Below are 24966 nucleotides of genomic sequence, written 5' to 3'. Positions count from 1 at the left end.
CACCGGGTCTCGGGACAGTCGCTGGCGCGACTTCCTCGACCACCGGCTGTGAGGGTCAGGCGAAGGGGGCCAGCAGCGGTCGGAGCAGGTCGGCCAGCCGGGCGCGGTCCTGGGCGGGCAGACCCGCGAGCAGGTCGCGCTCGGCGTCGAGGAGGGCGGCGAAGGCGGCGTCGACGGTGCGCTTGCCGTCCGGGGTGAGCCGGACGAGCACGCCGCGACGGTCGGCGGGGTCGGCTTGTCGCTCGACGTACCCTCGCGCGGTCAGGCGGTCGACCCGGTTGGTCATGGTGCCGCTGGTGACCAGGGTCGCCTTGAGCAGACGGCCGGGGGAGAGCTCGTAGGGCGCCCCGGCGCGGCGCAGCGCCGAGAGCACGTCGAACTCCCAGGACTCGATGCCGTGCGTGGAGAACGCCGCCTTGCGAGCCAGGTCGAGGTGCCGGGCCAGCCGGCCGATCCGGCTGAAGATCTCGACGGGCGCGAGGTCGAGGTCGGGCCGTTCTCGCGCCCACGCCTCCACCAGCTCGTCCACCTCGTCCCGCATGGGGTGCAGTGTAACCGTCCGTCAAGAATCTTGACATCGAGAGTCTTTCGTCGCACCATGGCTGAGTATCTTGACGTCAAGAGATCTCGACTGAGCTCGATCACCGATGGACTGGGCTCGATCACCGATGGACTGGGCTCGATCACCGATGGACTGGGCTCGATCACCGATGGACCGGGCTCGATCACCGAGGGAGGCACGATGGCGCACAGCTGGGACCCCGAGCGTTACCTGACGTACGCCGACGAGCGCGGCCGGCCGTTCCTCGAGCTGGTCGCCCGGATCGGTGCGGGCGCGCCACGCACGGTCGTCGACCTCGGCTGCGGGCCGGGCAACCTGACCAGGCTCCTGTCCGACCGCTGGCCGGACGCCGAGGTGCGCGGAGTCGACTCCAGCCCCGAGATGATCGCGGCGGCCCGGCGCGACCACGGCGACGTCGCGGCGTTCGAGGTCGGCGACCTCCGTGCGTGGTCCGCGCCCCCCGGCGGCGTCGACGTCCTGGTCTCCAACGCCACCCTCCAGTGGCTGCCCGAGCACCTCGACCTGCTGCCGTCGGTGGTCGCGCAGGTGGCTCCCGGCGGATGGTTCGCCTTCCAGGTGCCGGGCAACTTCGACGAGCCCAGCCACACGATCCGCACGGAGCTGGCCCGCGAGCCGGCGTACGCCGACCACACGCGCGACGCCCGGGTGCCGACGAGTCACGGCCCGGAGACCTACCTCGACGCACTGGTCGCCACCGGTTGCGAGGTCGACGTCTGGGAGACGACGTACTTCCACCAGCTCCAGGGCGAGGATGCCGTGTTCACCTGGGTCTCCGGCACCGGTGCGCGCCCGACGCTGCAGGCGCTGCCCGACGGGCTCCGCGAGGAGTTCACCGAGGAGTTCAAGCGGCGGTTGCGAGCGGCGTACCCGCAACGCGGCATCTCCGGTGGAGCCTCCGGGGTCGTGCTGCCGTTCCGCCGGATCTTCGCCGTCGCGCGGGTCGCGTCGAGCCCGGCCACCGACCCCGCATGAGGCTCCACCACGTGCAGGTCGCCATGCCGCCGGGTGGCGAGGCCGAGGCCCGGCGGTTCTACGCCGAGGGGCTGGGGCTGAGGTCCATGTCGGCGTCGAGGAGCCGTTCACCCCGGCTCGCAAGGCGCATCCCGCGCTGGTCGTCGCCGACGCAGAGGCGCTCGATGTGATCGCGGGGCGGCTTCGGGGTCTGGACTTCGTCGTCGACGCGAGTGAGCGGGTGACGTTCCCCGGCTACCTGCGCCTCCACACCTTCGACGGTCACGGAAACCGCGTGGAGGTCCTGGCGCCCCAGCCGTGAGGATGGGCGGATGACGGATGCGACCGAGGGTGGACGTCAGCGCTTCCTGCTGCTCATGGGGGCGCCGGCGGTCGGGAAGATGACCGTGGGCCGGGCGATCGCCGCGCGCAGCGACCTGCGGCTCTTCCACAACCACGCGACGATCGAGCCGCTGCTCGAGGTCTTCGACTACGGCGTGCCGCCGTTCATGACCCTGATGGGGGAGTGGCGGCGTCGGTTGGTCGAGGAGGCCGCTGGTCACGGCACCTCGCTCGTCTTCACGTTCGTCTGGGGGCTCGAGCTCGACGGGGACACCGACTTCGTCAGGGACCTGGTCAAGCCGTACGCCGACCGCGGCGCCGACATCGCCATCGTCGAGCTGGTCGCCGACCTGGACACGCGGTTGGCGCGCAACCGCACCGAGCACCGGCTGGCCGTGAAGCCCTCCAAACGCGACCTCGACTGGTCCGACGGCAACGTCCGCGACCTCGAGTCGTGCGTGATGGTGACCGATCCCCACCGCGAGCCGCAGACACCCGGCGAGCGGTTGATCGCGGCGTACCCGCACCTGCGGCTCGACAACACCCACCTCGGCCCGGACGAGGCGGTGGACCGGATCCTGGAGTGGCTCGACAGCCGGCACTCTTCGCCGCTGCGTGTTACCGACCGGTAGCATCGCGTCCATGGCGCGCGTGCTGACCCTCTGGAAGACGACCTCGAGGTTGCCGTTCGGGCAGCGGGTGTTCTCGGCGGCGTTCGGGTGGCGGGCGCCGTACTTCCGGTCGATCCGCCCGCGGTTCACCGAGATCCGACCGCACCGCGCGGCACTGCTGATCAAGGACCGGCGGCGGGTGCGCAACCACATCGGCACCGTGCACGCCATCGCCCTCTGCAACGGGCTGGAGGCGGCGATGGGCGCGCTCGCCGAGGCGACGATCCTGCCCACGCAGCGGTGGATCCCCAAGGGGATGGAGGTGCGCTACACCGCGAAGGCCGACTCCGACGTGCTCTGCATCGCGGAGACCGACCCCGAGGACTGGGCCGGTGCCCCCGACGTTCCGGTGCGGGTCACCGGCGTACGCCGCGACGGGACCGTGGTCGTCGTGGGCACGATCCGGCTGTGGGTCACGAACCGCCCTTGAAGATCCCGGTGTCCCGGTCGGTGCGGCCGGCCATCGACACGTCGAGCGGCTTCCTGCGCTCACCGACGAACCGGCGCTGGGCGAGGTTGGCGAGGTAGCTGAGCACGAGGTTGGCGACGATGTAGAGGGCCGCGATCGCGATGGCCATCTGCACCTGGTTCTTGAACTCGACGTAGATCGGCTTGCCGATCGCGGTCAGGCCGGGAGCGCCGATGTAGTAGCCGAGGCTGGTGTCCTTCAGCGCCACCACGCACTGGCTGATGATCGCCGGGATCATGATCTTCACCGCCTGCGGCAGCAACACGGTCGCCATCACCTGCGTCTTGCGCATGCCGATGGCGTACGCCGCCTCCGACTGGCCCTTCGGGACGGCCAGCACGCCGGCGCGGAAGATCTCCGCCAGCACCGACCCGTTGTAGAGGGTCAGCCCGATCACCACGCTCCAGTAGGCGCCGATCCCGTCGCCGATGCCGAAGCGGTAGAAGATGAAGATGATCAGGAGCAGCAACGGCACGGCGCGGAAGAACTCCACGACCAGCCAGCAGGGGATCCGCACCCACCGGTGGTCCGACAGCTTGCCGATGCCGAACACGATGCCGAACGCGAGCGCGAACAGGACCGCGAGGGCGGCCATCCGCAGCGTGTTGAGCAGTCCGTCGACGAGGATCACCCGGATGTATTCCGGGGTGAGCAGCGGCTCCCACTTGTCGTAGTCGAGCTGGCCCTCGGTCTGCATCCGCCACACCGCAGCGGCGACGATCGCCGCCACCAGGAGCCAGGCGGCGACGCTGTAGATCCGGTGCCGAGCGCGGGTGCGCGGGCCCGGCACGTCGAAGAGCAGCGAGGTCATCGGGCCACCCGCCAGCGCCGCTCGAAGGAGTACGCGCCGGCCGACATGACCTCGACGATGATGATGTAGCCGATCGCGAAGGTGAGGAAGATCAGCACGCGATCGTTGGCGTTGTTGTTGGTGAAGAAGCGCATCCGGGCGGTGGCCTCCATCAGCCCGAAGGCGGCGGCGACCGAGGTGTTCTTGGCCAGGGCGATCAGCACGCTCGCCAGAGGCGGCACGGTCGCGCGGAAGGCCTGGGGGAGGATCACCTCGCGCATGGTGCCCCCGAAGGTGAGCCCGATGGCTCGGGCGGCCTCGGCCTGGCCGAGCGAGACCGAGTTGATCCCGGAGCGCACCGCTTCGCACACGAACGCCGACGTGTAGATGGTGAGGGCGATGACTCCCTTGACCAGGAACGGCGTCCCGACGAACAGGTCGAGGGTCGGCGACGCGATGAACACGAAGATGAACATCACGAGCAGCGGGGTGTTGCGCACCACGGAGACGTAGAGCGTGCCGAGGCGGTTGAGGACCTTGACCGGCCCCACCCGCAGCGCCGCGAGCAGGGTGCCGAGCAGGAGGGACGCCACCCCTGACAGCACCAGCAGCTGGAGGGTCAGCCAGAACGCCCGGAGCACGAGGTCGAAGCTCGAGAAGACGTCGTCCACTCGGGTGAGCTCCTCTCCGGGCGTTCTGGCTGTGAGGTGTGCGGGTTCAGGCCGTGCGGCCGCCGGTCACCTGGGTCACTCGGGGCAGGCGTCCATCTCCGGGGCCTCGGGTGTGTCCACGCCGGACTGGCCGAGGGTGGCCTCGAACGCCGCGTCGTACGCGTCGCCGTCCTGGGCCTCGGTCAGCGTGTCGACGATCCACTGGCACATCTCCGGGTGGTCGAGCGAGTAGCCAACGCCGTAGCGCTCCTCGGAGAACGGGTCGACGACGACCTTCAGCTCGTCGGGGTTCTCCGCGGCGTAGCCCAGCAGGATCGCGCCGTCAGTCGTCATCGCGTCCACGGCACCGCTGAGCACCTGGTCGACGCACTCGGAGTAGGTGTCGAAGCCACGGGGCTCCGCGCCCTCGGCCTCGATGTTCTCCAGCGACGTCGAGCCGGTCACCGAGCAGACCTCGGTGCCCTTCACGTCGTCGAGGCTGTCGATGTCGCTGTCGGAGGCGACGAGCAGCTGCTGCCCGGTGACGTAGTAGGGGCCGGCCTGGCCGACGACCTCGCGACGCTCCGGGGTGATGGAGTACGACGCCAGCACCAGGTCGACCTCACCGTCGATGAGGTAGGGCTCGCGGTTGTCGGAGATGGTCTCCTTCCAGGTGATGTCCTCCGGGGCGATGCCGAGGCTCGCCGCGAGGATCTTGCCGATCTCCGGGTCGATGCCGGTCGGCATGTCGTCGGTCGCGCCCTTGAAGCCGATGCCGGGCTGGTCGAACTTGACGCCGATGGTGATCTCGCCGCTCTCTGCGAGCTCCTTCATGCGGGTGCCGTCGTCGAACGCGTCGGCGGCGTCCTCCTCGACCTCCACGTCGACGGTCTCGGCGTCGCCGTCACCGGCGTCCCCGCAAGCGGCGAGGCCGCTGAGTGCGAGGCCGAGGCCGGCGACGAGCGCGGCCGTTCGGTGGAACCTCGTGTGCAGGCGCATCTGGTTCTCCTTCTCCGAGCTGATTGATCTGGGTCATGCGGGAACTCGTGGGGGCTAGTGCTTGAGGATCTTGCTGAGGAAGTCCTGGGCGCGTTCGGTGCGGGGGTTCTCGAAGAACTCCTCGGGGGTGTTCTCCTCGACGATCGCGCCGTCGGCCATGAAGAGCACCCGGTCGGCCGCCGTGCGGGCGAAGCCCATCTCGTGGGTGACCACGACCATGGTCATCCCACCGCGGGCGAGGTCGACCATGACGTCGAGGACCTCCTTGATCATCTCGGGATCCAGCGCCGAGGTGGGCTCGTCGAAGAGCATCACCTTGGGGTCCATGGCCAGCGCACGGGCGATGGCGACGCGTTGCTGCTGGCCGCCGGAGAGCTGGGCGGGGTACTTCGCCGCCTGGTGGCCGACTCCGACCCGCTCGAGCAGCTCGTTGGCGCGCTTCTCCGCCTGCTCCTTCGGCTGCTTGCGGACCTTGATCGGACCCAGCGTGACGTTCTCGAGGATCGTCTTGTGCGCGAAGAGGTTGAAGCTCTGGAAGACCATCCCGACCTCGGCGCGGAGGTTCGCCAGCTCCTTGCCCTCCTCGGGCAGCTTCTTGCCGTCGAGGGTGATGGTGCCGTTGTCGATGGTCTCGAGCCGGTTGATCGCGCGGCACAGCGTGGACTTGCCCGAGCCGGAGGGCCCGATCACGACGACGACCTCGCCCTGCTTGATCGACAGGTCGATGTCCTGGAGGACGTGGAGCTCGCCGAACCACTTGTTCACGTGCTCCAGCACCACCAGAGCATCCCCAGGGGAAGCCGTGGTGGCGGGGCCCGGCTCCGAGACCGCCATTGGCGCAACCTATCGGCAAGGAGTGCGATCGCGCCAAGCTCGTTGCTGGTGGCAACAGCATCGTGATGCGGCTGTGATGCCACGGGCGCCGTATTCTTAGCGACCGTCATGACACGCACGTACGAGGTCGTCACCTACGGGTGCCAGATGAACGTCCACGACTCCGAGCGGCTGAGCGGGCTGCTGGAGGACGCGGGCTACTGCGCGGCGCCGGAGGGCGACCAGGCCGACGTGGTCGTGTTCAACACGTGCGCGGTGCGCGAGAACGCCGACAACCGGCTCTACGGCAACCTCGGCCACCTCGCGCCCGTGAAGGCGAAGAGGCCGGGCATGCAGATCGCCGTGGGCGGCTGCCTGGCGCAGAAGGACCGCGACACCATCACCAAGAAGGCCCCCTGGGTCGACGTCGTCTTCGGCACGCACAACATCGGCTCGCTGCCGGCGCTGCTGGAGCGGGCGCGCGTGCAGGAGGAGGCGCAGGTCGAGATCCTCGAGTCGCTCGAGGTGTTTCCCTCGACGCTGCCGACCCGCCGCGAGTCGGCGTACGCCGCGTGGGTGTCGGTGTCCGTGGGCTGCAACAACACCTGCACGTTCTGCATCGTCCCGAGCCTGCGGGGCAAGGAGAAGGACCGCCGTCCCGGCGAGATCCTCGCCGAGGTCGAGGCCCTGGTCGCCGAGGGCGTCAGCGAGATCACCCTGCTGGGCCAGAACGTCAACGCCTACGGCGTCGAGTTCGGCGACCGGCAGGCGTTCTCCAAGCTGCTGCGCGCCTGCGGCGAGGTCGACGGGCTCGAGCGGGTGCGCTTCACCTCGCCGCACCCGGCGGAGTTCACCGACGACGTGATCGCGGCGATGGCCGAGACACCCAACGTGATGCCGCAGCTGCACATGCCTCTGCAGTCGGGTTCTGACCGGATCCTGAAGACGATGCGGCGTTCCTACCGCCAGGAGCGCTACCTCGGGATCATCGAACGCGTCCGCGCCGCGATCCCGGACGCCGCCATCACCACCGACATCATCGTGGGGTTCCCCGGCGAGACCGAGGCCGACTTCCTCGACACGATGGAGGTCGTGCGCCGGGCGCGCTTCTCGGGCGCCTTCACCTTCATCTACTCCAAGCGTCCCGGCACTCCCGCGGCGACCATGGAGGAGCAGGTGCCGGCCGAGGTGATCAAGCACCGCTACGACCGGCTCGTCGAGCTCGTCAACGACGTCGCCTGGGACGAGAACAAACGGCTGGTCGGCCGCCGCGTCGAGCTGATGGTCGCGGAGGGCGAGGGCCGCAAGGACGCCGCCACGCACCGGCTCTCCGGCCGGGGTCCCGACAACCGCCTCGTCCACTTCACACCCCCTCCGGCGGTCGAGACCCCCGGAGCCGTCCGACCCGGCGACCTCGTCACCGTCGAGATCACCCGGGCCGCGCCCCACCACCTCATCGCCGACGGACCGGTGCTGGACGTGCGGCGTACCCGCTCGGGCGACGCCTGGGCGGCGCGTACGACGGCGCCGGTGACGGCCTCGGTCGGGCTCGGGATGCCGGGCCTCGGCGTACCCGACCAGCTCCCTGCCGCCGCTCCCGCCTGCGGGTGAGCCGATGACCGATCCCTGGAACACCGGGGCGCTCGACCTCGACGCCTACCTGGCGAGGCTCGGCGTCAGCGCGGCCGCGCCCAGCGTCGAGGCCTTGGCCGAGCTCCAGCAGGCGCACGTGCGGGCCTTCACCTTCGACAACATCGACGTGCTCCTCGAGGACCACCCCGGCGTCGGGCTCCCTGCCGTGCAGGAGAAGTTCGTGGGCCGCGGGCGGGGCGGCTACTGCTTCGAGCACACCACGCTCTTCGCCGCGGCGCTGCAGCGGCTGGGGTACGACGTCGTGCGCCACCTGGGCCGGGTCGGTGACCCGCTCGAGGCGCCCCGCACGCACGCCGTCACGGTCGTCACCTTGGGTGCCGAGCGGTGGCTGGCCGACGCGGGCTTCGGGATGAGTCCCCTGGGGCCGATCCGCATGCGCGACGGCGCCGAGGACGACACCGGCGGCTGGACGCACCGACTGCGCCGCGTCGAGGGTCGAGCGGACGGGCCGACGTGGGAGCTGCACCGCGACCGCGACGGGCACTGGGAGCTGATGCACACCACCGACGAGCTGGTCGTGCGACCGGTCGACCTGGTGATGGGCCACCACATGACGAGCACGTTCCCGACCTCCCACTTCCGCCGGACGCTGATGATCACGCGCCACCTCGACGGTTGCCACGTGACGGTCACGCACGAGCACGTGACGACCCGGCGGCCCGGACGGCCGACCGAGCTGCGGCCGCTGCGCGACGGTGAGCTCGGCGACCAGCTGGACGCGCTCGGGGTCCCGTTGTCAGCCGACCGGAGAGCCGCCTTGATCGAGGTCGCCGCGCGGCTTCCTCGCAGCTAGGGCGAGCGAGGATCAAGGGACGGGTAGCCCGCCTTCGGGGCGACACCCTCGGGGTTCTCCTCCACACCACCCGGTGACTGCTCGGGCGGGGAGTCCGGCTCGCGCGACACCTTGATCGAGGTGTCCCGCTCGCCGTCGGTGCCGACCTGACCGGGCCCGGTCGGGCCGGTGCGCTCGCTGCTCACACCCATCCCGCCCGCCGCCGCGTCGGGGCCGGCCGCGTTGGGCTGCGACTCGCGCAGCTCGGGGACGTCGGTCTTGTCGTCGTCGGGTGTCATGACAGCTCGGTACCCGACGGTGCTGCGGGTCAGACGGGCGTGTCCTCGCCCAGCGCGTCGGACTTGCCGCCGGACTCGTCAGCGGCCTGCTCGTCCTCGGCGTCCTCCTCTTGCTCGGACTGACTGATCTCGTCCGGCACCTCGTCGTCCGTGGCGGGGTTGCGGTCGTTGGGCAGGTCGGGGATCAGCGGCTGGTCCGGGATGCTGCCGTACTTCTCCTCGTCGGCGATCGAGTCGGCACCGCCCGGAAAGCGCTCAGGCGGCTCGACGGTGGGCTCTGGCAGGTCGCCGAGGTCGACAGGCAATGGGTTCCCCTCCCTCAAGGCCGGGCCCCACGACTCAGGACCCGGTGAATCCAAAACTCAGGTACGTCGGCACGTACCCGGTCCGCAGCCTCAGTAGTACCTCACGCTCGTGCGGCACCACGGGGTGGGAGAGGGCGTCGATCTCGTCGAGACGGCACCAGCGCAGCTCCGCGCACTTGGCCGGCTCGAGGATCCGGGGCTCCCCGGACCATGATCGGGCGGTGAAGAAGAAGTCGACCCGCTCGTCGATCGGCTCGTCGTACCTCGTGCGCTGCATGACGGTGACGTAGTCCAGCTCGAGGTCGCGCACGTCGAGCTCCTCGGCGGCCTCCCGCTGAGCGGCGACGAAGATCGTCTCGCCTGCCTCGACGTGGCCGGCGGCCGCGGCGGCCCAGTGGTCGTCCATGTAGCCGGTGTTCTGCCGCAGCTGCAGCAGCACCTCGGTGCTGCCGTCGGCAGGCGGCCCGGTGCCGCGGGTGAGGAAGACGTAGGACGCCGGGACGACGACGAAGCGCCCGTGCGGCTCCCGGGCGCTCAGGGGGTGGTGCCCGGGCGAGCCTCCGGGCCGAGGTCGTCGTCGTTCTTGCCGTCGAGCTTGTCGAGGCCCTCGCGGACCTTCCCAGTGGCGCCGGCGATCTTGTCGTGGTGCTTGCCGCCGGTCTTCTTGTCGACCGCGGCGGCGGCCTTGTCGATGCCGTCGGCGATCTTGTCGCCGTGCTTGTCGACGGCATCGGTCAACTTGGCCTTGGCCTTGTCGAGAAAGCTCATGGCGGTCCCTCTCTCAGGGTGCGGCCTCCCGTGGGCCGGCGTCTCCGCAACACTAGCGACATGTCCGACGCCGAGGCAGCGCCCATCGTCGCGGTGGTCGGGGCCACCGCCTCGGGCAAGACGGGCCTCGCCCTCGACCTCGCCGAACGGCTCGACGGGGAGATCGTCAACACCGACGCGATGGCGCTCTATCGCGGCATGGACATCGGCACGGCCAAGCCCACACCCGCGGAGCAGGCACGCGTGCCGCACCACCTGCTCGACCGGCTCACGGTGCGCGAGCCTGCCACCGTGGCGGAGTTCCAGGGGTGGGCGCGCGCGGCGATCGCCGACGTGCGAGGCCGTGGCCGCACGCCCTTCCTGGTAGGAGGTTCGGCGCTCTACACCCGGGCCGTGGTCGATCGCTTCGAGTTCCCCGGGACGAACCCCGTCGTCCGCGCGCGGCTCGAGGGCGACCTCGCTCGCAGCGGAACCGCGGCGATGCACGCACGACTCGCGGTCGTCGACGCCCAGGCCGCGGCGCGCATCGAGCCCGACAACGGTCGGCGCATCGTGCGGGCGCTCGAGGTCGTCGAGATCACGGGACGGCCGTTCTCGGCGTCGCTCCCGGCGATGGAGCACGCCGACCCGCGCACCGTCCAGATCGGCGTGGACATCGACCGGGCCACCCTCCACGACCGGGTCGAGGAGCGGGTGCGGGCGATGTTCGAGGCCGGCTTCGTCGACGAGGTACGCCGCCTGCTCGACGAAGGGCTGGCGGAGGGCCGGACCGCTGCTCGGGCGATCGGCTACCCCGAGGTGGCGGCGTACTTGCAGGGCGAGCTCACCCTCGACGAGGCACGCGAGCGGATGGTCACCGCGACGCGGAGGTTCGTACGCCGCCAGGACGCGTGGTTCCGAAAGGACCCGCGCATCGTGTGGGTGCGCTGGGACGATCCCGCCCGCGTCGACCGCGCGATCGACGCGGTGCGCAAGATCGGTCGGGCGCAGCCGGCCTGACCGGCAGCACACTGGGGTCATGACCGAACCTGCCCGTGATCGACCTCGCGGCGTCTTCTACACCGCCACCACTCTCGACGGCTTCATCGCGGACGAGCACGACTCGCTCGACTGGCTCTTCAAGCAGGACCAGGACGAGGCCGGCCCGCTCAACTACGGCGACTTCATCAAGGGGGTCGGCGCGATCGCGATGGGGTCGACGACGTACATGTGGGTGCGCGACCGGCTCGGCACCGGCGTCGAGGGGCTGGGCGACTCATGGCCCTACACACAGCCGTCGTACGTCTTCACCCACCGTGACCTGCCCGGCCTCGAGGGCGCGGACCTGCGCTTCGTGCAAGGGCCGGTCGAGGACCACTGGGCCTCGCTCGCCGACGCCGCCGGTGATCGCGACGTCTGGGTCGTGGGCGGCGGCGACCTCGCGGCGCAGTTCGCGGAGGCAGGTCACCTCGCGTCGGTGATCACCTACATCGCCCCCGTCACCCTCGGCGCCGGCCGTCCGCTCTTCCCGAGACGCTTCGACCTGCGGCTGGCCGAGGCCCACCAGAACAAGGCGTTCATCGCGGCCCGGTACGACGTCGTCGGCCCGCTGCCCTGACGGGGCGTGGGACGATGGGCGGGTGACGACGACGCAGACGGGCTGGCCCACGATCGGGTCGGTCGACGAGCTGGAGGCGCTGCTCGGCGTGCCCGGTGACCGGGCGCGCGACAAGGAGCGGCACGCGCTGCTCGACGTCGACCGTCAATGGCTGGCGGCCACGCCGTTCTGCGTGATGGCGACTTCCGCCGCAGACGGGACCTGTGACGTCAGCCCCAAGGGCGACCCGCCCAGCCAGCTGGTGCACGTCGTCGACGACACGACGATCGCCCTGGCCGAGCGGCCGGGGAACAAGCGGGCCGACGGCTACAAGAACATCCTGTCCAACCCGCACGTCGGGCTGAACTTCTTCATCCCCGGCCGGGGCGACACCCTGCGCATCAACGGCCGCGCCCGCTTGGTGACCGACGCCCCGTTCTTCGACGCGATGGTCGTCAAGGGCCACCGCCCGATCCTGGCCGTGGTCGTCGAGATCGAGACGATCTTCTTCCACTGCGCGAAGGCGTTCCTGCGATCGGGTCTCTGGAAGCCCGAGACCTGGGACCCCGAGGCGCACGTGCCACGGCGCTCGGTCATCGCCAGCGGCGTCGAGCCCAACGGCATGACGGTCGCCCAGCTGGACGACTACTACGGCCCGTCCTACGAGAAGGGCCTCTATGGCTGAGCCGTCGGGTGGCCCCGTCGGTTCCTACCCCTTCGTCAAGGGACACGGCACCGAGAACGACTTCGTGCTGCTGCCCGACCACGATGGCATCGTGCACGGCGACCTGTCGGCCGAGCGGGTACGCCGCCTCTGCGACCGGCGCGCCGGGATCGGTGGCGACGGCGTGCTGCGCGTCATCCGGTCCCGCCACGTGGACGCGACGCAGGCCGATCAGGCCGAATGGTTCATGGACTACCGCAACGCCGACGGCGGGGCGTCCGAGATGTGCGGCAACGGGATCCGCGTCTTCGCCCTCCACCTGGTCCGCGAGGGTCTCGTCGACCCCGCCCAGCCGATTCCGATCGGCACCCGCGACGGCGTGAAGACCGTGACGATCGCGGGCCAGCGGATCACCGTCGACCTCGGCGTCCCGCAGGTCCTGGGCGAGACCTCGGTGTCGCTCGGGGACCGCACCTGGCCCGCCACCCACGTCGACATGGGCAATCCGCACGCGGTGGCGTTCCTCGACGACAGTGCCGACCTAGCGTCCCTGTCGGCGCCGGGTCGCGACCTCGATCCGCCGCAGCACGACGCCGCCGTCTATCCCGCCGGCGTCAACGTCGAGCTGGTCGCCCGCGTCGGCGAGCACCACGTCGCGATGCGCGTGCACGAGCGCGGCGTCGGCGAGACCAGGTCCTGCGGCACCGGCGCCGGCGCGGTCTGTGTCGCGACCGCGGTCGCCGACGGGCGATCAGCGGGCCAGGAGGCGACGTACGCCGTCGACGTGCCCGGCGGCCGCCTCACGCTGACCTGGACGGCCGACGACCACGTGCTGCTGGCGGGTCCGGCCGAGATCGTGGCGCGCGGGACCACCCACCTCTGAGGGGACCCGCGACCGGCTCCTAGGCTGCGGGACATGGACTTCAAGGGAGCCTCCGCCCTCGTCACCGGCGCCGCCTCGGGCATCGGCGCCTCCGTCGCACGCCAGCTCGCAGCGGCGGGTGCCCACGTCGTCGTCGCCGACGTCCAGGTCGACAAGGGCACCGCGCTGGCCGAGGAGATCGGCGGCGTGTTCGCCGAGGTCGACGTGACCCGCACCGAGCAGATCCAGGCTGCCGTCGAGACGGCGCTGTCGCTCGCGCCGCTACGGGCGGCCGTCTGCTCGGCGGGGATCGGCCCGGCGCAGCGCACCATCGGCCGCGACAGCGAGTTCGAGTCGGCGCACGACCTGGCGCTCTACCGCAAGGTCATCGAGATCAACCTGATCGGCACGTTCGACACGATCCGGCTCGCCGCGACCGCGATCAGCCGCAGCGAGCCGGACGCCGACGGCGAACGCGGCGCGATCGTCGCGCTGGCCAGCGTCGCGGCCTTCGACGGCCAGATCGGCCAGGCGGCGTACGCCTCGTCGAAGGGCGGCATCGTCGGGCTCACGCTCCCCGTGGCCCGTGACCTCTCGGCGGCCGGCATCCGGCTCAGCACGGTCGCGCCCGGCCTCATCGACACGCCGATCTACGGCGAGGGCGAGAAGGCCGAGGAGTTCAAGGCCAAGCTCGGCGAGTCGGTGCTCTTCCCCAAGCGCCTCGGTCGGCCCGACGAGCTCGCGCGCATGGTCCTCGAGTGCCTGGCCAACCCCTACATGAACGGCTCGGTCGTGCGCGTCGACGGCGGCATCCGGATGCCCCCGAAGTAGCCACCACCGGTGGTCGAGGAGCTTGCGCAGCGACGCGCACCCCGGGTCAGACCCGGACCCGCTCGGAGGCCGGGTCGTAGAGGGGCCGCAGCGAGACGTCGATGTCGTGCAGCGTGCCGGCGACGTCGACCTGCCACGAGCCGGCGGCCAGCCAGTCGGCGGTGACGGGCCCGTCGGTGCCGGTCACGTACGCCAGCCCGACCGAGGCGCCGAGGGTCCAGCCGTACGACGCCGCGCGCACGTAGCCGACCACGACACCGTCCCGGTGCACCGGCTCGGCGTGGTAGAGCAACGGCTCGGGGTCGCGCAGCAGGATCTGCACCAGTCGCGAGGACGGCGGCCCGGCTGCCTTCCTGGCGAGCGCAGCGGCGCGCCCGACGAACGACGGCTTGTCCCAGCCGACCGCGAAGCCGAGCCCGACCGACACCGGGTCGTCGGTGTTGTCGATGTCGTGGCCGAAGTCGCGGTAGCCCTTCTCCATCCGCAACGACGCCAGCGACTTGAGCCCGACGGGGCGGATGCCGTGCGGCTCGCCGGCGGCGAGCAGGGCGTCGTACACGGTGATCGCGTCCTCGGCCGGCACGTAGAGCTCGTAGCCCAGCTCGCCGACGTAGGTGATCCGGGCGCACACGACGTCGACGCCGGCGACCTCGATCTCCCGAGAAGTGCGGAACGGGTACGCCTCGGTCGACAGGTCGGTCGCGGTCAGTGCGGCGAGCACGTCGCGCGACGAAGGGCCTTGCAGGTTGAGCTGGGCGAGGTCCTGGGTCACGTCGGTGATCGTCACCTCGGCCTCGAGGCGCTCCGCCGCCCGGCGCAGCCAGTCGAGCGCGTGGCCGTGCGCGGTGTCCGACACGACGACGAGGAAACGGTCGCGGCCGAGCTTGGTGACGGTGAGGTCGGCCTCGATCAGCCCGCCCTCGTTGAGCCACTGCGTGTAGGTGATGACGCCCGCGTCGCCGTCGACCGACCCCGCCGACACCTCGTCGAGCAGCGCCCCCGCGTCGGGACCCTTGACCGAGAGCTTGCCCATGAACGACATGTCCATCAGGCCCACGGCCTCGCGGACCGCTCGGTGCTCCTGCGACCACGCCTCGAACCACGGCGCGTGGCCCCACGTCGGCTCGGCGTGGGGGACGACGCCGTACCCGGCGAACCAGTCGGCGCCCTCCCAGCCGCTCACCTCGCGCAGGTAGCCGCCCTGTTCGACCAGCCGCTCGATCACCGGCGACAGGATCGCGTCACGCGCGGTGCGCAGCTGCTTGCCCGGCGTGTGCGCGGCGTAGACGGTGCCGAGGATCTCGGTCGTGCGCGCCGCGCGGTACGCCGGGTCTAGCTGGTCGGGCCGGAAGCGCGCCACGTCGAAGCCGGTCACGTCGACGTCGGGGCGACCCGACACGATCCACTCGGCGAGCACCCTGCCGAGCCCACCAGCGGACAGCACGCCGACGGAGTTCATGCCGGCGGCGACGAAGTACCCGAAGATCTCGGGCGCCTCCCCGACTGCGGGAGCCAGGTCAGGAGTGAACGACTCCGGCCCGCAGAAGAACGTGCGGATCCCGACCTCGTGCGTGACGGGGACGCGATCCATCGCCTGCTCGAGGAACGGCGCCATCCGGTCCCAGTCCGGCGGCAGGGTGAGGAACGACGCGTCCCGGGGGATGCCCTCGACCTGCCACGCGGCGGCGTTCGGCTCGAAGAGGCCGACCATCATGCCGCCGCCCTCCTCGCGGTAGTAGCCGAAGGACGAGGGGTCCTCGAAGATCGGGGTGTCCTGCGTGAGGCCGTCGATGGTGTCGGTGATCAGGTAGTAGTGCTCGGCGGCCTGGTTGGGGATGACCAGACCGTTCTGCTCGCCGAGCTCGCGCGCCCACATGCCGGTGCAGTTGACGACGTACTCGGCCTCCACGACGTGCTCGCCGACCCGGACGCCGGTCACCCGGCCCGCGTGCCGCCCCTCGGCGACCAGGATCTCGTCGACCCGCGCACCCTCGACGATCGTGACGCCGAGGTTCTTCGCACCGCGGGCCAGCGACTGGGTCAGGTCGACCGGGTTGACCCGCCCGTCGCCTGCGACGTGGAAGCCGGCGACGAGGTCGTCGGTGCGCGCCCACGGGAAGAGGTCCTTCATCTCCGACGGGCCGATCTCGTCGATCTCGAGGCCGAGGTGGCGCTGGAAGGCGGCGACCCGGCGGTACTCCTCCAGCCGGTCGCGGTCGGCGGCGGCCTCGATCATCCCGACCGGGCGGAAGCCGGTCGCGACGCCGGTCTCGGCCTCCAGGCGGGCGTAGAGATCACGGCTGTAGAGGCGGATGCCCGTGCTCGTCTCCGACGTGGACCCGAAGCAGGTCATCAGTCCTGCGGCGTGCCACGTCGTGCCGGAGGTGAGCTTGTCGCGCTCGAGCAGCAGGACGTCGGTCCAGCCGGCGTGGGCCAGGTGGTAGGCGACCGAGCAGCCGATGACGCCGCCACCGACGATGACGACGCGGGCGCGCGTAGGTAGGTCGAGCACGGCGCACAATCTAGTCCTGGAGGGTCGCGTGACGACCGAGGCCACAGTCGTCGGGCCGTATTGGGTTCGCGGTGGCTGGGTCCGTCGACCTACCCTGGGAAGTCGTATGACGAACGCACGCGATATCAACCTTGATGCCGAGCTCGCCGAGACGACCGGTTGGGACCTCGACGACGACCTCGACACCTGCGACGGTGACGAGGACTCCGACGACTTCCAGAGCGGGTACGCCGGCGAGCCGGACCCCGAGCTGACGACGGGCGAGCAGGACCTGGCCGAGCGCTACCTGCTGCGCCGCGTCGCCGGTCTGTCCACCGAGCTCGAGGACATCTCCGAGGTCGAGTACCGCCAGCTCCGGCTGGAACGGGTCGTGCTCGTCGGCGTGTGGACCTCCGGCTCGGTGGAGGACGCCGAGAACTCCATGGCCGAGCTCGCCCTGCTCGCCGAGACGGCCGGCTCCGAGGTGCTCGACGCGATCTACCAGCGGCGCAACAAGCCAGACCCGGCCACGTTCATCGGCCGGGGCAAGGTCGACGGCCTGCGCGAGATCGTGGCGGCCAGCGGCGCCGACACCGTGATCTGCGACGGCGAGCTCGCGCCCAGCCAGCTGCGCAACCTCGAGGACCGGCTCAAGGTCAAGGTCGTCGACCGCACCGCGCTGATCCTCGACATCTTCGCCCAGCACGCGAAGTCCAAGGAGGGGCAGGCGCAGGTCGAGCTCGCGCAGCTCAACTACATGAAGCAGCGGCTGCGCGGCTGGGGTGGCAACCTCTCCCGCCAGGCCGGTGGCCGGGTCGGCGCCGACGGTGGCGGCATCGGCGGCCGCGGCCCCGGTGAGACCAAGATCGAGACCGACCGGCGCCGCATCAACACCAAGATCGCCAAGCTCCGTCGCGAGCTCACCGCGATGAAGGGCACCCGCGCGACCAAGCGTCAGGAGCGCCGTCGTCACCAGGTGCCCAGCGTGGCCATCGCCGGCTACACCAACGCGGGCAAGTCCTCGTTGCTCAACCGGCTCACCGGCGCGGGCGCGCTCGTCGACGACTCGCTGTTCGCGACCCTCGACCCGACCACCCGGCGTACCCACACCTCAGACGGCCGCGTCTTCACGATGACCGACACCGTCGGCTTCGTGCGGCACCTCCCCCACCAGATCGTCGAGGCGTTCCGCTCGACCCTCGAGGAGGTGTCCGACTCCGACCTGGTCGTGCACGTGGTCGACGGATCGCACCCCGACCCGGAGGGACAGCTCGGCGCGGTGCGCGAGGTGTTCGCCGAGATCGGCGCCGACAAGGTGCCCGAGCTGGTCGTGATCAACAAGGCAGACGTGGCGGACCCCCTGGTGCTCGCGCGGCTGCGCCAGCGCGAGCCGCACTCGGTCGTGGTCTCGGCCCGCACCGGCGAAGGCATCGACGAGGCGCTGCGGATGATCGAGGGCGAGCTGCCGCGCCCGGGGGTCGAGTTCACCGCCCTGCTGCCCTACGAGCGCGGCGACCTCATCGACCGGCTGCACCACGAGGGCGAGATCGACTCGCAGGAACACACCGGCGACGGCACCGTCGTGCGCGGCCGCGCCCACGAGGACCTCGCCGGCGAGCTCGCGCAGTACGCCGTCGCTCCGGCCGCCGACTGACTCGGCACCGGCAGTCGCCGTGACGGGCGGCTTCGCTCGTCCGAGCGCCAGTAGCCGGCCCTAGACCCCGATCCGCCCCCACGGCCCCCAGATCGCGAACGTCATGCCACGCGAGGCCTGGACGTTCACGAACAGCGTCTCGCCCGACGGGCTGAAGGTGGACCCGGCGAACTCGTCGTTGTAGCGCGTCGGGAAGACCGGCGGGTTGCTGCCGGGCGTCGGGAGCTGGCTCACCAACCTGTTGAGCGCGATGTCCCACAGCTGACCCTCCGGCGACAGTCCCCGGATGAAGTTGTCCTCGTTGTTGTCCTCGCAGACCACCAGGGTGCCTCGGTGGGAGGTGGTGATGTTGTCGGGGAAGTCGAGGGTGACCTTGTCGGGTGACTGGTAGACGCAGCGCAGCTTCTCCCGCTTCGGGTCGTAGGCCCAGACCTGCCCGAAGCCGTTGCCGTAGCCCGCGTTCGGCTCGTTGCCGGTCTCAGGTGCCCCACCGCCCTGGGTGCTGGTGAAGAAGATCTCGCCCTTGCCGTAGACCTGCCCCTCCAGCCGCGAGAAGAACGCCGCGCCCTCGGCCCAGCCCTGGCTGCTGACGTAGGTCAGCGCGGTGTTGTTGTCCGTGGGGGCGACCTGCCCGGGCGTGTACGGGAACTCGGGGTCGGGGTCGCCGATCTCGACCCAGTCGACGTCGTACTCGGTGCCGGCGACCTGCGCGCCCTCGAGGTGTGCGTTGAACGTGCCCTTGACGCGCAGCATGTGCAACCAGCCGCCGTCGAGCAGCTTGCCGGCGTGCCGCGGGTGCGTCGGCGGGGTGTAGCGGTAGAAGCCCGACGGGAACCCGAAGTTGTCCTCGGTGAGGTAGAGGTGCCCGCCCTTGGGGTCGTACGACACCGCCTCGTGCGCGAACCGCCCTGCCTTCCGCAACGGCTGGCGGGCCGACTGGCCGGTCTCGGCGTCGGTGCTGGCCGGGACCTCGTAGACGAAACCGTGCGGCTTCGTCAGCGAGACGTTGGAGGCGCCGGTGAAGTCGGGCCCGACGTCGGGGCCGTTGACGGTCTCCTCGCAGGTGACCCACGACCCCCACGGCATGATGCCGCCCGAGCAGTTCATCATCGTGCCGTTGAGGCTGGTGAACGCGTTGAGCACCTGCCCGTCGGGCGTGCAGTGGATCGTCGTGGTCCCGCCGCCGCCGCGAGCGTCGTACGGCGTGCCCGGCCCGAACGGGTTCGTCGGGTTGTTGACCTCGTGGTTGCGCACCAGGATCACGGTGCCGTCCGGGCCCTCGAAAGCGCCCATGCCGTCGTGGCGGCCCGGAAGCGTGGTGCCGTCGTTCAACGTCACGGTCGCCTCGGTGTCGTGGAACGAGCGGTAGGAGAAACCCTTCGGCAGGTGCAGGCGCACCTTGCCGTCACGCGCGTCGGGGACGGGCACCAGGTCGAAGGCCCTGGGTGCCTTGCGCGCCGATGCCGGAGCGGCGACCAGGCCCGCGAAGGGGCCCGCTGCCGCGATCGCGGCGCTCGACTTGAGGACGGTACGGCGGTCGATGGACTGAGTCATCTGGCGACGCTAGACCCGATTCCCGCACCTGAACACCCCCTTCAAGGGGGGCGACAAGGACGGGTGTGACGCGTGAGGGTGGTGGGGCATACCACCTACTCGGGGAGGCCCCATGCGCACGTCACGCCTGCTCGTGAGCACGCTCGCGCTCACGACGACGGCGGCCGTCACGGCCGCGCTCCTGACGCCACCGGACGCCGTCGCGGCCGGGACCAGGTCGACTGCTGATCGACCTTCGGCTCCGCTCATGGGAGCGCCCAAGAAGGCGACCAGCGAGGGGTACGGCGGCGCCGTCAGCAGCGTCGACCCGGAGGCGACGAAGATCGGGCTCCGGGTCCTCAAGCGCGGCGGCAATGCGGTTGACGCCGCCGTGGCGACCGCAGCCGCGCTCGGGCTGACCGAGCCGTTCTCGGCCGGCATCGGGGGTGGCGGCTACTTCGTCTTCTACAACGCCGAGAAGGGGAAGGTGCAGACCCTCGACGGGCGGGAGACCGCGCCGAAGGCGATGCCCAACGACGCCTTCGTCGACCCCGCCACCGGCAAGCCCTACAACTTCACCCCCGAGCTGGTCACCAGCGGCGTCTCGGTCGGCGTGCCCGGCACGCCCGCCACCTGGCAGCGCGCGCTCGACAAGTGGGGCACGTGGAGCCTCGGCGACACCCTGCACCCCTCGATCGACCTGGCTCGCAGGGGTTTCAAGGTCGACACGACCTTCCGCCAGCAGGCCCTCGACAACGAGGTGCGCTTCAAGGCCTTCACCTCGACGAAGAAGCTCTACTTCAAGGGCGGTGACGCCCCGTCCGTCGGCTCGATGTTCAAGAACAAGGACCTCGCCGACACCTACGAGCTGCTGGCGGACAAGGGCCTCCGGCCTCTCTACCGCGGCGGCCTCGCCGGCGAGATCGTCCGCGCCGTCCGCACACCCCCCACGACGAAGTCGACCAAGCTGCCCGTCCCGCCGGGCTACCTGAAGAAGCGCGACCTGCGCGACTACTCCGTGCTCGAGCAGAAGCCGACCAAGGTGAGCTACCGCGGGTACGACGTCTACGGCATGGCCCCGTCGTCCAGCGGTGGCTCGACGGTCGGTGAGGCGCTCAACATCCTCGAGCGCTACGACCTCGCCACGCTCCCGGTCGCGTCAGCCATGCACCTCTACTTCGAGGCCTCCGCCCTCGCCTACGCCGACCGTGGTGCGTACGTCGGCGACTCGGCGTACGTCGACGTGCCGCTCAAGGCCCTGCTGGACGAGAAGTTCGCCGCCGAGCGGGCCTGCGGCATCAACCCCGCCAAGGCAGCGACGAAGCCGGTGGCTGCCGGGGCGGTGACCGGCTACGACGGCGTCTGCCCGACCACGACGAGCGCTCCTGCCGAGCACGAGGACACCGAGAACGTCTCGACCACCAACCTCACTGTCGCCGACAGGTGGGGCAACGTCGTCGAGTACACCCTCACCATCGAGCAGACCGGAGGCTCCGGGATCGTCGTGCCCGGTCGCGGCTTCCTGCTCAACAACGAGCTGACCGACTTCTCGACGACGTACGTCGCCACCGACCCGAACCGGATCCAGCCGGGCAAGCGCCCGCGCTCCTCGATGTCGCCGACGATCGTGCTGCGCAACGACAGGCCCTGGCTGGCGCTCGGCTCACCCGGCGGGTCGACGATCATCACGACGGTGCTGCAGATGCTCGTCAACCGGATCGACCTGGGCATGACCGTCGAGGAGGCGATGGCCGCGCCGCGCGCCACCCCGCGCAACACGGCGACGACGCTGGCCGAGCAGGCCTTCATCGATGCCTACGGGACGGCGCTCACCGCTCTGGGCCACACGCTCTCGCCGGCCGGCGACGGGCTGACCTCCGACCCCTTCATCGGTGCCGCCACCGCGATCGAGCTCGGCAAGAAGGGCTTCATGACCGCGGTCGCGGAGCCCACTCGGCGCGGCGGCGGAGCGACGGGCGTGGTGTCGAAAACGAAGTAGCCCTCCGCTGGTCGAGGGGGGCGCTGCGCGACCTCCTCGACCACCGGGGTGACGGGTCAGCAGACCTTGAACTTCAGCTTCTGCACGACGGTCGCGGTCTGACCGCCCTTCTTGAAGACGGCCTTGCCCAGCAGGGTGTACTTCTCGCCGGACTTCAGCTTCTCGCCGTCGAGCTTGATGGTGGCGTCGTTGCCGTCGCCGTCCAGGGTGAGCTTCTTGGACGCGACGTTCCAGCCGTTGGCGGCCTTCGCGGTGACCTTGGCCTTGACCTCGACCACCGGCAGGCAGCTGGCCGGGCCCTTCACCGTGACCTTCCCGGGGTTCGCGTTCTTCGACTTCTCGATCATCAGCGCCGGAAGCCGGACCGCGCGGACCTGCAGACGGTTCCCCACGCTGGTCGGGCTCAGGGTCCCCCAGGCGACCCACCCGTAGCCGCGGGTGGTGGTGGTGATCTGGGCGCCACCCGAGGACAGCGTCCCGCCGGTCGGGAAGGATGCCTTCGCGGCGGTCTCGGTGCCGGGCAGGTTGTAGATGATCACCTTCCCGCAGCGCTCGACGACGTCGGCGATCCGGCCGCTGCCGTCGGTGACGGCGTCGTGGAAAAGACCCGGGCAGCTGTCGTTCTCACCGATGAGCTCGGGCTTGCTGAACTCGGAGCCGTTCCACTTGGCCACGGCCGGGCGATAGCTCGCCTTGGCCTCCGACGCGATGGCCCGCACGCCGTGGGACGTGCCGACCAGGTCGTTGCCCTGCCCGGTGGTCCACGTCTTGGCGAGCGACTTGAAGGACCCCATCGGGGTGCCCGACGCGTAGGCGAGCGGGTCACCGATCGATCCGTACTTCGCGATGAGGAGCACCGGCTGCGAGCCCTGGAAGGCCAGTGAGGCGTTGCCCACCATCCACGGCGCGGTCACGGGCTGTGCGGCGTTGACACCGATGTTCGGGATGATACGGAGACCGGTCCCCGCGCCACCGTCCCCGGCGACCGCCCACAACCCTCCGGGACCCGGGACCACGTCGAACAGCTGGCCGTTCGGCGGGATCTGGCCGGCGACGGTCGCCGGGGCTCCGAGCACGCCGGCGGCGTACGTCGCGAAGGAGAGCGCACCGAGGGAGTTGCTGGAGAAGTTGTGGTACCAGACCAGCGTCGCGGTGCCGGGCGAGGTGACCTCGACCTGGAGGCCCGCCGCCGACGGTCCGTCGACCGCGCTGGTGGTGAGGACGCCGCCGGAGCACGCGAGAGCGCCGGGTGGGAGGACGCACAGGTGCACGGCTCGGAGGGGCGACGCTGCGCTGCTGGAGATCCAGCCCAGGTAGGCGACCCCGGTGGACGGGTCGGTCGCCAGGTCGAAGCCGGAGAACGTCGCCTGGTCCTCGACGACGAGGACCGGGCCGTCCGCTCCGGCCTTGACGGGCGGGGCTTCGACGGCCGCGTCGACCGCGGCCCCGGAGGTGTGGACGGGTCCCGCCAGCGTGAGGGCGAGAGCGGCGGCCGCGGCCGCGGCCAGGAGACGGGTACGACGGCACACGACGTTCATGCTGACTCCTCGAGTCGGCTCGGACCGCTGCCCTTTCAGCAGTCGCTACCGACGAAAGTAAGGGGCTGCGCCCGCCCAGGGAATGCTGGTCTAGCGCGCCAGAAGTCAGCGGGCGGCTGCCACGCTCTCGTCGGTGCCGGCGAGCTTCTGCGCGAGCCAGATCGGCACGATCGAGAGCACGATCAGCGCAGCGGCGACGACGTTGACCACCGGTGCCTGGTTGGGCCGGAAGAGGTTCTGGTAGATCCAGATCGGCAGCGTCTGCACTCCGGAGCCGGCGGTGAAGGTCGTCACGATGATCTCGTCGAAGCTCAAGGCGAAGGACAGCAGACCGCCGGCCAGGAGGGCCGACCGCAGCATCGGCAGGGTGACCAGCCGGAAGGTCATGAACGTGCCGGCGCCCAGGTCCATCGATGCTTCCTCGAGGTTGCCGCCGAGCCGCCGCAGCCGCGCGACGGCGTTGTTGAACACCGTCACGATGCAGAAGGTCGCGTGCGAGACGACGAGGGTGAAGAAGCCGAGCCGGATCCCCACCATCGTGAGGAACGCGTTCGCCAGCGCGATGCCCGTCACCACGCCCGGCAGCGCGATCGGCAGGATGATGAGGAGCGAGACGGTGTCGCGCCCGAAGAACTGGAAGCGCTGGAGGGCCAGCGCGGCCATGGTCCCGAGCACCAGCGCGATGGCCGTCGCGATCGCCGCGACCTCCAGCGACACGATGATCGCCGAGCGCGCGCCCGACGACGACGCAGCCGCCGACCACCACTTGGTCGTCAGGTCCGGCGGCGGCCAGGCGAAGGTGCGCGAGGTGTTGAAGGAGTTGAGCAGGACCAGCGCGAGCGGCGCATAAACGAAGAGCAGCGCGAGCACGCTGAAGACGCCGAGCAGGGCGCGGGTCAGACGCGAGAAGCTCACAGCTGCTCCAGAGCTCCCGTGCGGCGCACCGCTGACAGGTAGACCAGCATGATCACGACCGGGATCGTCGAGACCGCCGCGGCGAACGGCATGTTGTTGCCGGTCAGGAAGTTGTCGTAGACGACGTTGCCGAGCATCTGGTTGGCGCCGCCGACGATCTTCACGGCGATGTAGTCGCCGAGCGTCAGCGAGAACGTGAAGATCGAGCCCGCGACGGCGGCCGGGAAGAGCACCGGCAGCACGATCCGCCGCATCGTCGTCGACGTCGGGGCGCCGAGGTCGGCCGAGGCCTCGAGCAGCGAGTTGGGCAGCCGCTCCAGGCCGGCGTACATCGGCAGGATCATGTAGGGCAGCCACAGGTAGGACAGCGTGATGACCGTCGCCGCGAGGCCGTACCCGGGGGAGTCGAGACCGAACGGCTGCGCGATCCACGACACCGGCCCGGTCTCCGAGAGCATGCCGCGCCAGGCGTACGCCTTGACGAGGTACGACGCCCACAGCGGCGTCAGCACCGCGATCACCAGCATGCGTTGCAGCCGGGGGGAGGCGACCTTCGCCATGAAGAGCGCGATCGGGAACGCCACGACCACGTCGATGGCCGTCACCGCCGCCGCGGTGAGCAGCGTGCGGATGGTGATGGAGCGGTAGACCTCGATGGTGAAGAGGTCCTTGAAGTTCTCCAGCGTCCAGTCACGCTGGATCGCCCCCGTGAAGCCGTCGACGGTCCACAACGAGGTGATGAACAGCGCCGCGAGGGCGCCGAGGTACGCCACCCCCAGCCACAGCATCGGAGGCCCCAGGAGGAGCCCCAGCCGTAGCCGGGGGTGGCGGTGGAGTG

General features: G+C 70.5%; 28 protein-coding genes. 14 read left to right on the top strand and 14 right to left on the bottom strand.

Features of this window, described 5'->3' with window-relative positions:
- Positions 1-55 precede the first annotated feature (55 nt).
- On the bottom strand, positions 56-541 hold the full coding sequence (locus tag ABD295_RS16345) for a MarR family winged helix-turn-helix transcriptional regulator (protein WP_344304865.1): 486 nt from the start codon (positions 539-541) through the stop codon (positions 56-58).
- Positions 542-598: 57 nt separating this feature from the next.
- Between ABD295_RS16345 and ABD295_RS16340 the strand changes: the two genes are divergently transcribed.
- Genes ABD295_RS16340 through ABD295_RS16320 form a run of 5 tightly spaced genes read left to right on the top strand, consistent with a single transcriptional unit; the run spans position 599 to position 2977 of the window.
- Positions 599-1555 (top strand): methyltransferase domain-containing protein, encoded by a 957-nt coding sequence (locus tag ABD295_RS16340; protein WP_344304864.1) that lies wholly within the window; start codon positions 599-601, stop codon positions 1553-1555.
- On the top strand, positions 1552-1725 hold the full coding sequence (locus ABD295_RS16335) for a VOC family protein (protein ID WP_344304863.1): 174 nt from the start codon (positions 1552-1554) through the stop codon (positions 1723-1725). The genes ABD295_RS16340 and ABD295_RS16335 overlap by 4 nt, the downstream gene beginning before the upstream one ends.
- Positions 1722-1856 carry a hypothetical protein gene (locus ABD295_RS16330; protein ID WP_344304862.1) on the top strand — a complete coding sequence of 45 codons (135 nt, stop codon included), beginning with the start codon at positions 1722-1724 and terminating at the stop codon, positions 1854-1856. The genes ABD295_RS16335 and ABD295_RS16330 overlap by 4 nt, the downstream gene beginning before the upstream one ends.
- Positions 1857-1866: 10 nt before the next feature.
- A complete protein-coding gene (locus ABD295_RS16325; RefSeq protein ID WP_344304861.1) occupies positions 1867-2508 on the top strand; it encodes a DEAD/DEAH box helicase family protein in 642 nt (213 codons plus the stop codon).
- 10 nt (positions 2509-2518) lie between these two features.
- A complete protein-coding gene (locus ABD295_RS16320) occupies positions 2519-2977 on the top strand; it encodes a hotdog fold domain-containing protein (protein WP_344304860.1) in 459 nt (152 codons plus the stop codon).
- Here ABD295_RS16320 and ABD295_RS16315 read toward each other — a convergent pair.
- The 4 genes from ABD295_RS16315 to ABD295_RS16300 form a co-directional block, all read right to left on the bottom strand.
- Positions 2961-3827, bottom strand: coding sequence for an amino acid ABC transporter permease (locus ABD295_RS16315; protein WP_344304858.1), 867 nt, complete (start codon positions 3825-3827; stop codon positions 2961-2963). The two genes, ABD295_RS16320 and ABD295_RS16315, sit on opposite strands and share 17 nt — an antisense overlap.
- Complete coding sequence (locus tag ABD295_RS16310) at positions 3824-4477, bottom strand: amino acid ABC transporter permease (RefSeq protein ID WP_344304857.1); 654 nt, start codon at positions 4475-4477, stop codon at positions 3824-3826. The genes ABD295_RS16315 and ABD295_RS16310 overlap by 4 nt, the downstream gene beginning before the upstream one ends.
- A 75-nt stretch (positions 4478-4552) precedes the next feature.
- Positions 4553-5455, bottom strand: coding sequence for a transporter substrate-binding domain-containing protein (locus ABD295_RS16305; RefSeq protein WP_344304856.1), 903 nt, complete (start codon positions 5453-5455; stop codon positions 4553-4555).
- 54 nt (positions 5456-5509) lie between these two features.
- The gene (locus tag ABD295_RS16300; protein ID WP_425574099.1) at positions 5510-6289 is read right to left on the bottom strand and encodes an amino acid ABC transporter ATP-binding protein; all 780 of its coding nucleotides are present in this window, start codon (positions 6287-6289) and stop codon (positions 5510-5512) included.
- A gap of 108 nt (positions 6290-6397) precedes the next feature.
- Between ABD295_RS16300 and miaB the strand changes: the two genes are divergently transcribed.
- On the top strand, positions 6398-7879 hold the full coding sequence (gene miaB, locus ABD295_RS16295; protein ID WP_344304855.1) for a tRNA (N6-isopentenyl adenosine(37)-C2)-methylthiotransferase MiaB: 1482 nt from the start codon (positions 6398-6400) through the stop codon (positions 7877-7879).
- Between the two features lie 4 nt (positions 7880-7883).
- Positions 7884-8714, top strand: a complete 831-nt coding sequence (locus tag ABD295_RS16290; RefSeq protein WP_344304854.1) for an arylamine N-acetyltransferase family protein — start codon at positions 7884-7886, stop codon at positions 8712-8714.
- Here ABD295_RS16290 and ABD295_RS16285 read toward each other — a convergent pair.
- From ABD295_RS16285 to ABD295_RS16270, 4 genes are read right to left on the bottom strand one after another with little or no spacing between them, the layout of a single operon-like run.
- Positions 8711-8992 (bottom strand): hypothetical protein, encoded by a 282-nt coding sequence (locus ABD295_RS16285; protein ID WP_344304853.1) that lies wholly within the window; start codon positions 8990-8992, stop codon positions 8711-8713. The genes ABD295_RS16290 and ABD295_RS16285 overlap by 4 nt on opposite strands.
- 29 nt (positions 8993-9021) lie before the next feature.
- The gene (locus ABD295_RS16280) at positions 9022-9297 is read right to left on the bottom strand and encodes a hypothetical protein (RefSeq protein WP_344304852.1); all 276 of its coding nucleotides are present in this window, start codon (positions 9295-9297) and stop codon (positions 9022-9024) included.
- A 34-nt stretch (positions 9298-9331) separates the two neighbouring features.
- A complete protein-coding gene (locus ABD295_RS16275; RefSeq protein WP_344305458.1) occupies positions 9332-9835 on the bottom strand; it encodes an NUDIX domain-containing protein in 504 nt (167 codons plus the stop codon).
- Positions 9832-10065 carry an antitoxin gene (locus ABD295_RS16270; protein ID WP_344304851.1) on the bottom strand — a complete coding sequence of 78 codons (234 nt, stop codon included), beginning with the start codon at positions 10063-10065 and terminating at the stop codon, positions 9832-9834. The genes ABD295_RS16275 and ABD295_RS16270 overlap by 4 nt, the downstream gene beginning before the upstream one ends.
- A 60-nt stretch (positions 10066-10125) precedes the next feature.
- Between ABD295_RS16270 and miaA the strand changes: the two genes are divergently transcribed.
- The 5 genes from miaA to ABD295_RS16245 are packed head-to-tail and all read left to right on the top strand — an operon-like array spanning position 10126 to position 13998.
- A complete protein-coding gene (miaA, locus tag ABD295_RS16265) occupies positions 10126-11064 on the top strand; it encodes a tRNA (adenosine(37)-N6)-dimethylallyltransferase MiaA (RefSeq protein WP_344304850.1) in 939 nt (312 codons plus the stop codon).
- 19 nt (positions 11065-11083) lie between these two features.
- A complete protein-coding gene (locus ABD295_RS16260; RefSeq protein WP_344304849.1) occupies positions 11084-11662 on the top strand; it encodes a dihydrofolate reductase family protein in 579 nt (192 codons plus the stop codon).
- A 22-nt stretch (positions 11663-11684) separates the two neighbouring features.
- On the top strand, positions 11685-12326 hold the full coding sequence (locus ABD295_RS16255; protein WP_344304848.1) for a pyridoxamine 5'-phosphate oxidase family protein: 642 nt from the start codon (positions 11685-11687) through the stop codon (positions 12324-12326).
- Positions 12319-13188, top strand: coding sequence for a diaminopimelate epimerase (gene dapF / locus ABD295_RS16250; RefSeq protein WP_344304847.1), 870 nt, complete (start codon positions 12319-12321; stop codon positions 13186-13188). Before ABD295_RS16255 ends, dapF begins: the two co-directional genes overlap by 8 nt.
- A gap of 33 nt (positions 13189-13221) precedes the next feature.
- A complete protein-coding gene (locus ABD295_RS16245; protein WP_344304846.1) occupies positions 13222-13998 on the top strand; it encodes an SDR family NAD(P)-dependent oxidoreductase in 777 nt (258 codons plus the stop codon).
- A 46-nt stretch (positions 13999-14044) separates the two neighbouring features.
- Here ABD295_RS16245 and ABD295_RS16240 read toward each other — a convergent pair whose 3' ends face one another.
- Positions 14045-16510: a GcvT family protein gene (locus ABD295_RS16240; protein WP_344304845.1), complete on the bottom strand. Its 2466-nt coding sequence runs from the start codon at positions 16508-16510 to the stop codon at positions 14045-14047.
- A 106-nt stretch (positions 16511-16616) separates the two neighbouring features.
- On the opposite strand from ABD295_RS16240, the gene hflX reads away from it, so the two are divergent.
- Positions 16617-18143, top strand: coding sequence for a GTPase HflX (gene hflX / locus ABD295_RS16235; RefSeq protein ID WP_344304844.1), 1527 nt, complete (start codon positions 16617-16619; stop codon positions 18141-18143).
- A 60-nt stretch (positions 18144-18203) separates the two neighbouring features.
- On the opposite strand, the gene ABD295_RS16230 is transcribed toward hflX, so the two are convergent.
- Positions 18204-19697, bottom strand: coding sequence for an alkaline phosphatase PhoX (locus tag ABD295_RS16230; RefSeq protein ID WP_344304843.1), 1494 nt, complete (start codon positions 19695-19697; stop codon positions 18204-18206).
- 112 nt (positions 19698-19809) lie between these two features.
- Between ABD295_RS16230 and ggt the strand changes: the two genes are divergently transcribed.
- Entirely contained in the window at positions 19810-21675 is a 1866-nt protein-coding gene (ggt, locus tag ABD295_RS16225; protein ID WP_344304842.1) for a gamma-glutamyltransferase, read from the top strand.
- 56 nt (positions 21676-21731) lie between these two features.
- Here ggt and ABD295_RS16220 read toward each other — a convergent pair whose 3' ends face one another.
- From ABD295_RS16220 to ABD295_RS16210, 3 genes are all read right to left on the bottom strand, one after another.
- Positions 21732-23213 (bottom strand): hypothetical protein, encoded by a 1482-nt coding sequence (locus tag ABD295_RS16220; RefSeq protein WP_344304841.1) that lies wholly within the window; start codon positions 23211-23213, stop codon positions 21732-21734.
- Positions 23214-23318: 105 nt separating this feature from the next.
- Positions 23319-24128 carry an ABC transporter permease gene (locus tag ABD295_RS16215; protein WP_344304839.1) on the bottom strand — a complete coding sequence of 270 codons (810 nt, stop codon included), beginning with the start codon at positions 24126-24128 and terminating at the stop codon, positions 23319-23321.
- Positions 24125-24916 carry an ABC transporter permease gene (locus ABD295_RS16210; RefSeq protein WP_344304838.1) on the bottom strand — a complete coding sequence of 264 codons (792 nt, stop codon included), beginning with the start codon at positions 24914-24916 and terminating at the stop codon, positions 24125-24127. The genes ABD295_RS16215 and ABD295_RS16210 overlap by 4 nt, the downstream gene beginning before the upstream one ends.
- Between the last annotated feature and the right edge of the window lie 50 nt (positions 24917-24966).

This window comes from Nocardioides bigeumensis, assembly GCF_039531755.1.
GTDB lineage: Bacteria > Actinomycetota > Actinomycetes > Propionibacteriales > Nocardioidaceae > Nocardioides > Nocardioides bigeumensis.
Note: the sequence above shows the minus strand (reverse complement) of the source record. Positions and strands in the feature narration are given on the sequence as shown.

Excerpts from the sequence above, each read along its gene's own strand:
- ABD295_RS16345 (WP_344304865.1), bottom strand. The coding sequence starts at position 541 with ATGCGGGACGAGGTGGACGAGCTGGTGGAGGCGTGGGCGCGAGAACGG.
- ABD295_RS16340 (WP_344304864.1), top strand. The coding sequence starts at position 599 with ATGGCTGAGTATCTTGACGTCAAGAGATCTCGACTGAGCTCGATCACC.
- ABD295_RS16335 (WP_344304863.1), top strand. The coding sequence starts at position 1,552 with ATGAGGCTCCACCACGTGCAGGTCGCCATGCCGCCGGGTGGCGAGGCC.
- ABD295_RS16325 (WP_344304861.1), top strand. The coding sequence starts at position 1,867 with ATGACGGATGCGACCGAGGGTGGACGTCAGCGCTTCCTGCTGCTCATG.
- ABD295_RS16320 (WP_344304860.1), top strand. The coding sequence starts at position 2,519 with ATGGCGCGCGTGCTGACCCTCTGGAAGACGACCTCGAGGTTGCCGTTC.
- ABD295_RS16315 (WP_344304858.1), bottom strand. The coding sequence starts at position 3,827 with ATGACCTCGCTGCTCTTCGACGTGCCGGGCCCGCGCACCCGCGCTCGG.
- ABD295_RS16305 (WP_344304856.1), bottom strand. The coding sequence starts at position 5,455 with ATGCGCCTGCACACGAGGTTCCACCGAACGGCCGCGCTCGTCGCCGGC.
- ABD295_RS16300 (WP_425574099.1), bottom strand. The coding sequence starts at position 6,289 with ATGGCGGTCTCGGAGCCGGGCCCCGCCACCACGGCTTCCCCTGGGGAT.
- miaB (WP_344304855.1), top strand. The coding sequence starts at position 6,398 with ATGACACGCACGTACGAGGTCGTCACCTACGGGTGCCAGATGAACGTC.
- ABD295_RS16290 (WP_344304854.1), top strand. The coding sequence starts at position 7,884 with ATGACCGATCCCTGGAACACCGGGGCGCTCGACCTCGACGCCTACCTG.
- ABD295_RS16285 (WP_344304853.1), bottom strand. The coding sequence starts at position 8,992 with ATGACACCCGACGACGACAAGACCGACGTCCCCGAGCTGCGCGAGTCG.
- ABD295_RS16270 (WP_344304851.1), bottom strand. The coding sequence starts at position 10,065 with ATGAGCTTTCTCGACAAGGCCAAGGCCAAGTTGACCGATGCCGTCGAC.
- miaA (WP_344304850.1), top strand. The coding sequence starts at position 10,126 with ATGTCCGACGCCGAGGCAGCGCCCATCGTCGCGGTGGTCGGGGCCACC.
- ABD295_RS16260 (WP_344304849.1), top strand. The coding sequence starts at position 11,084 with ATGACCGAACCTGCCCGTGATCGACCTCGCGGCGTCTTCTACACCGCC.
- dapF (WP_344304847.1), top strand. The coding sequence starts at position 12,319 with ATGGCTGAGCCGTCGGGTGGCCCCGTCGGTTCCTACCCCTTCGTCAAG.
- ABD295_RS16245 (WP_344304846.1), top strand. The coding sequence starts at position 13,222 with ATGGACTTCAAGGGAGCCTCCGCCCTCGTCACCGGCGCCGCCTCGGGC.
- hflX (WP_344304844.1), top strand. The coding sequence starts at position 16,617 with ATGACGAACGCACGCGATATCAACCTTGATGCCGAGCTCGCCGAGACG.
- ABD295_RS16230 (WP_344304843.1), bottom strand. The coding sequence starts at position 19,697 with ATGACTCAGTCCATCGACCGCCGTACCGTCCTCAAGTCGAGCGCCGCG.
- ggt (WP_344304842.1), top strand. The coding sequence starts at position 19,810 with ATGCGCACGTCACGCCTGCTCGTGAGCACGCTCGCGCTCACGACGACG.
- ABD295_RS16220 (WP_344304841.1), bottom strand. The coding sequence starts at position 23,213 with ATGAACGTCGTGTGCCGTCGTACCCGTCTCCTGGCCGCGGCCGCGGCC.
- ABD295_RS16210 (WP_344304838.1), bottom strand. The coding sequence starts at position 24,916 with ATGCTGTGGCTGGGGGTGGCGTACCTCGGCGCCCTCGCGGCGCTGTTC.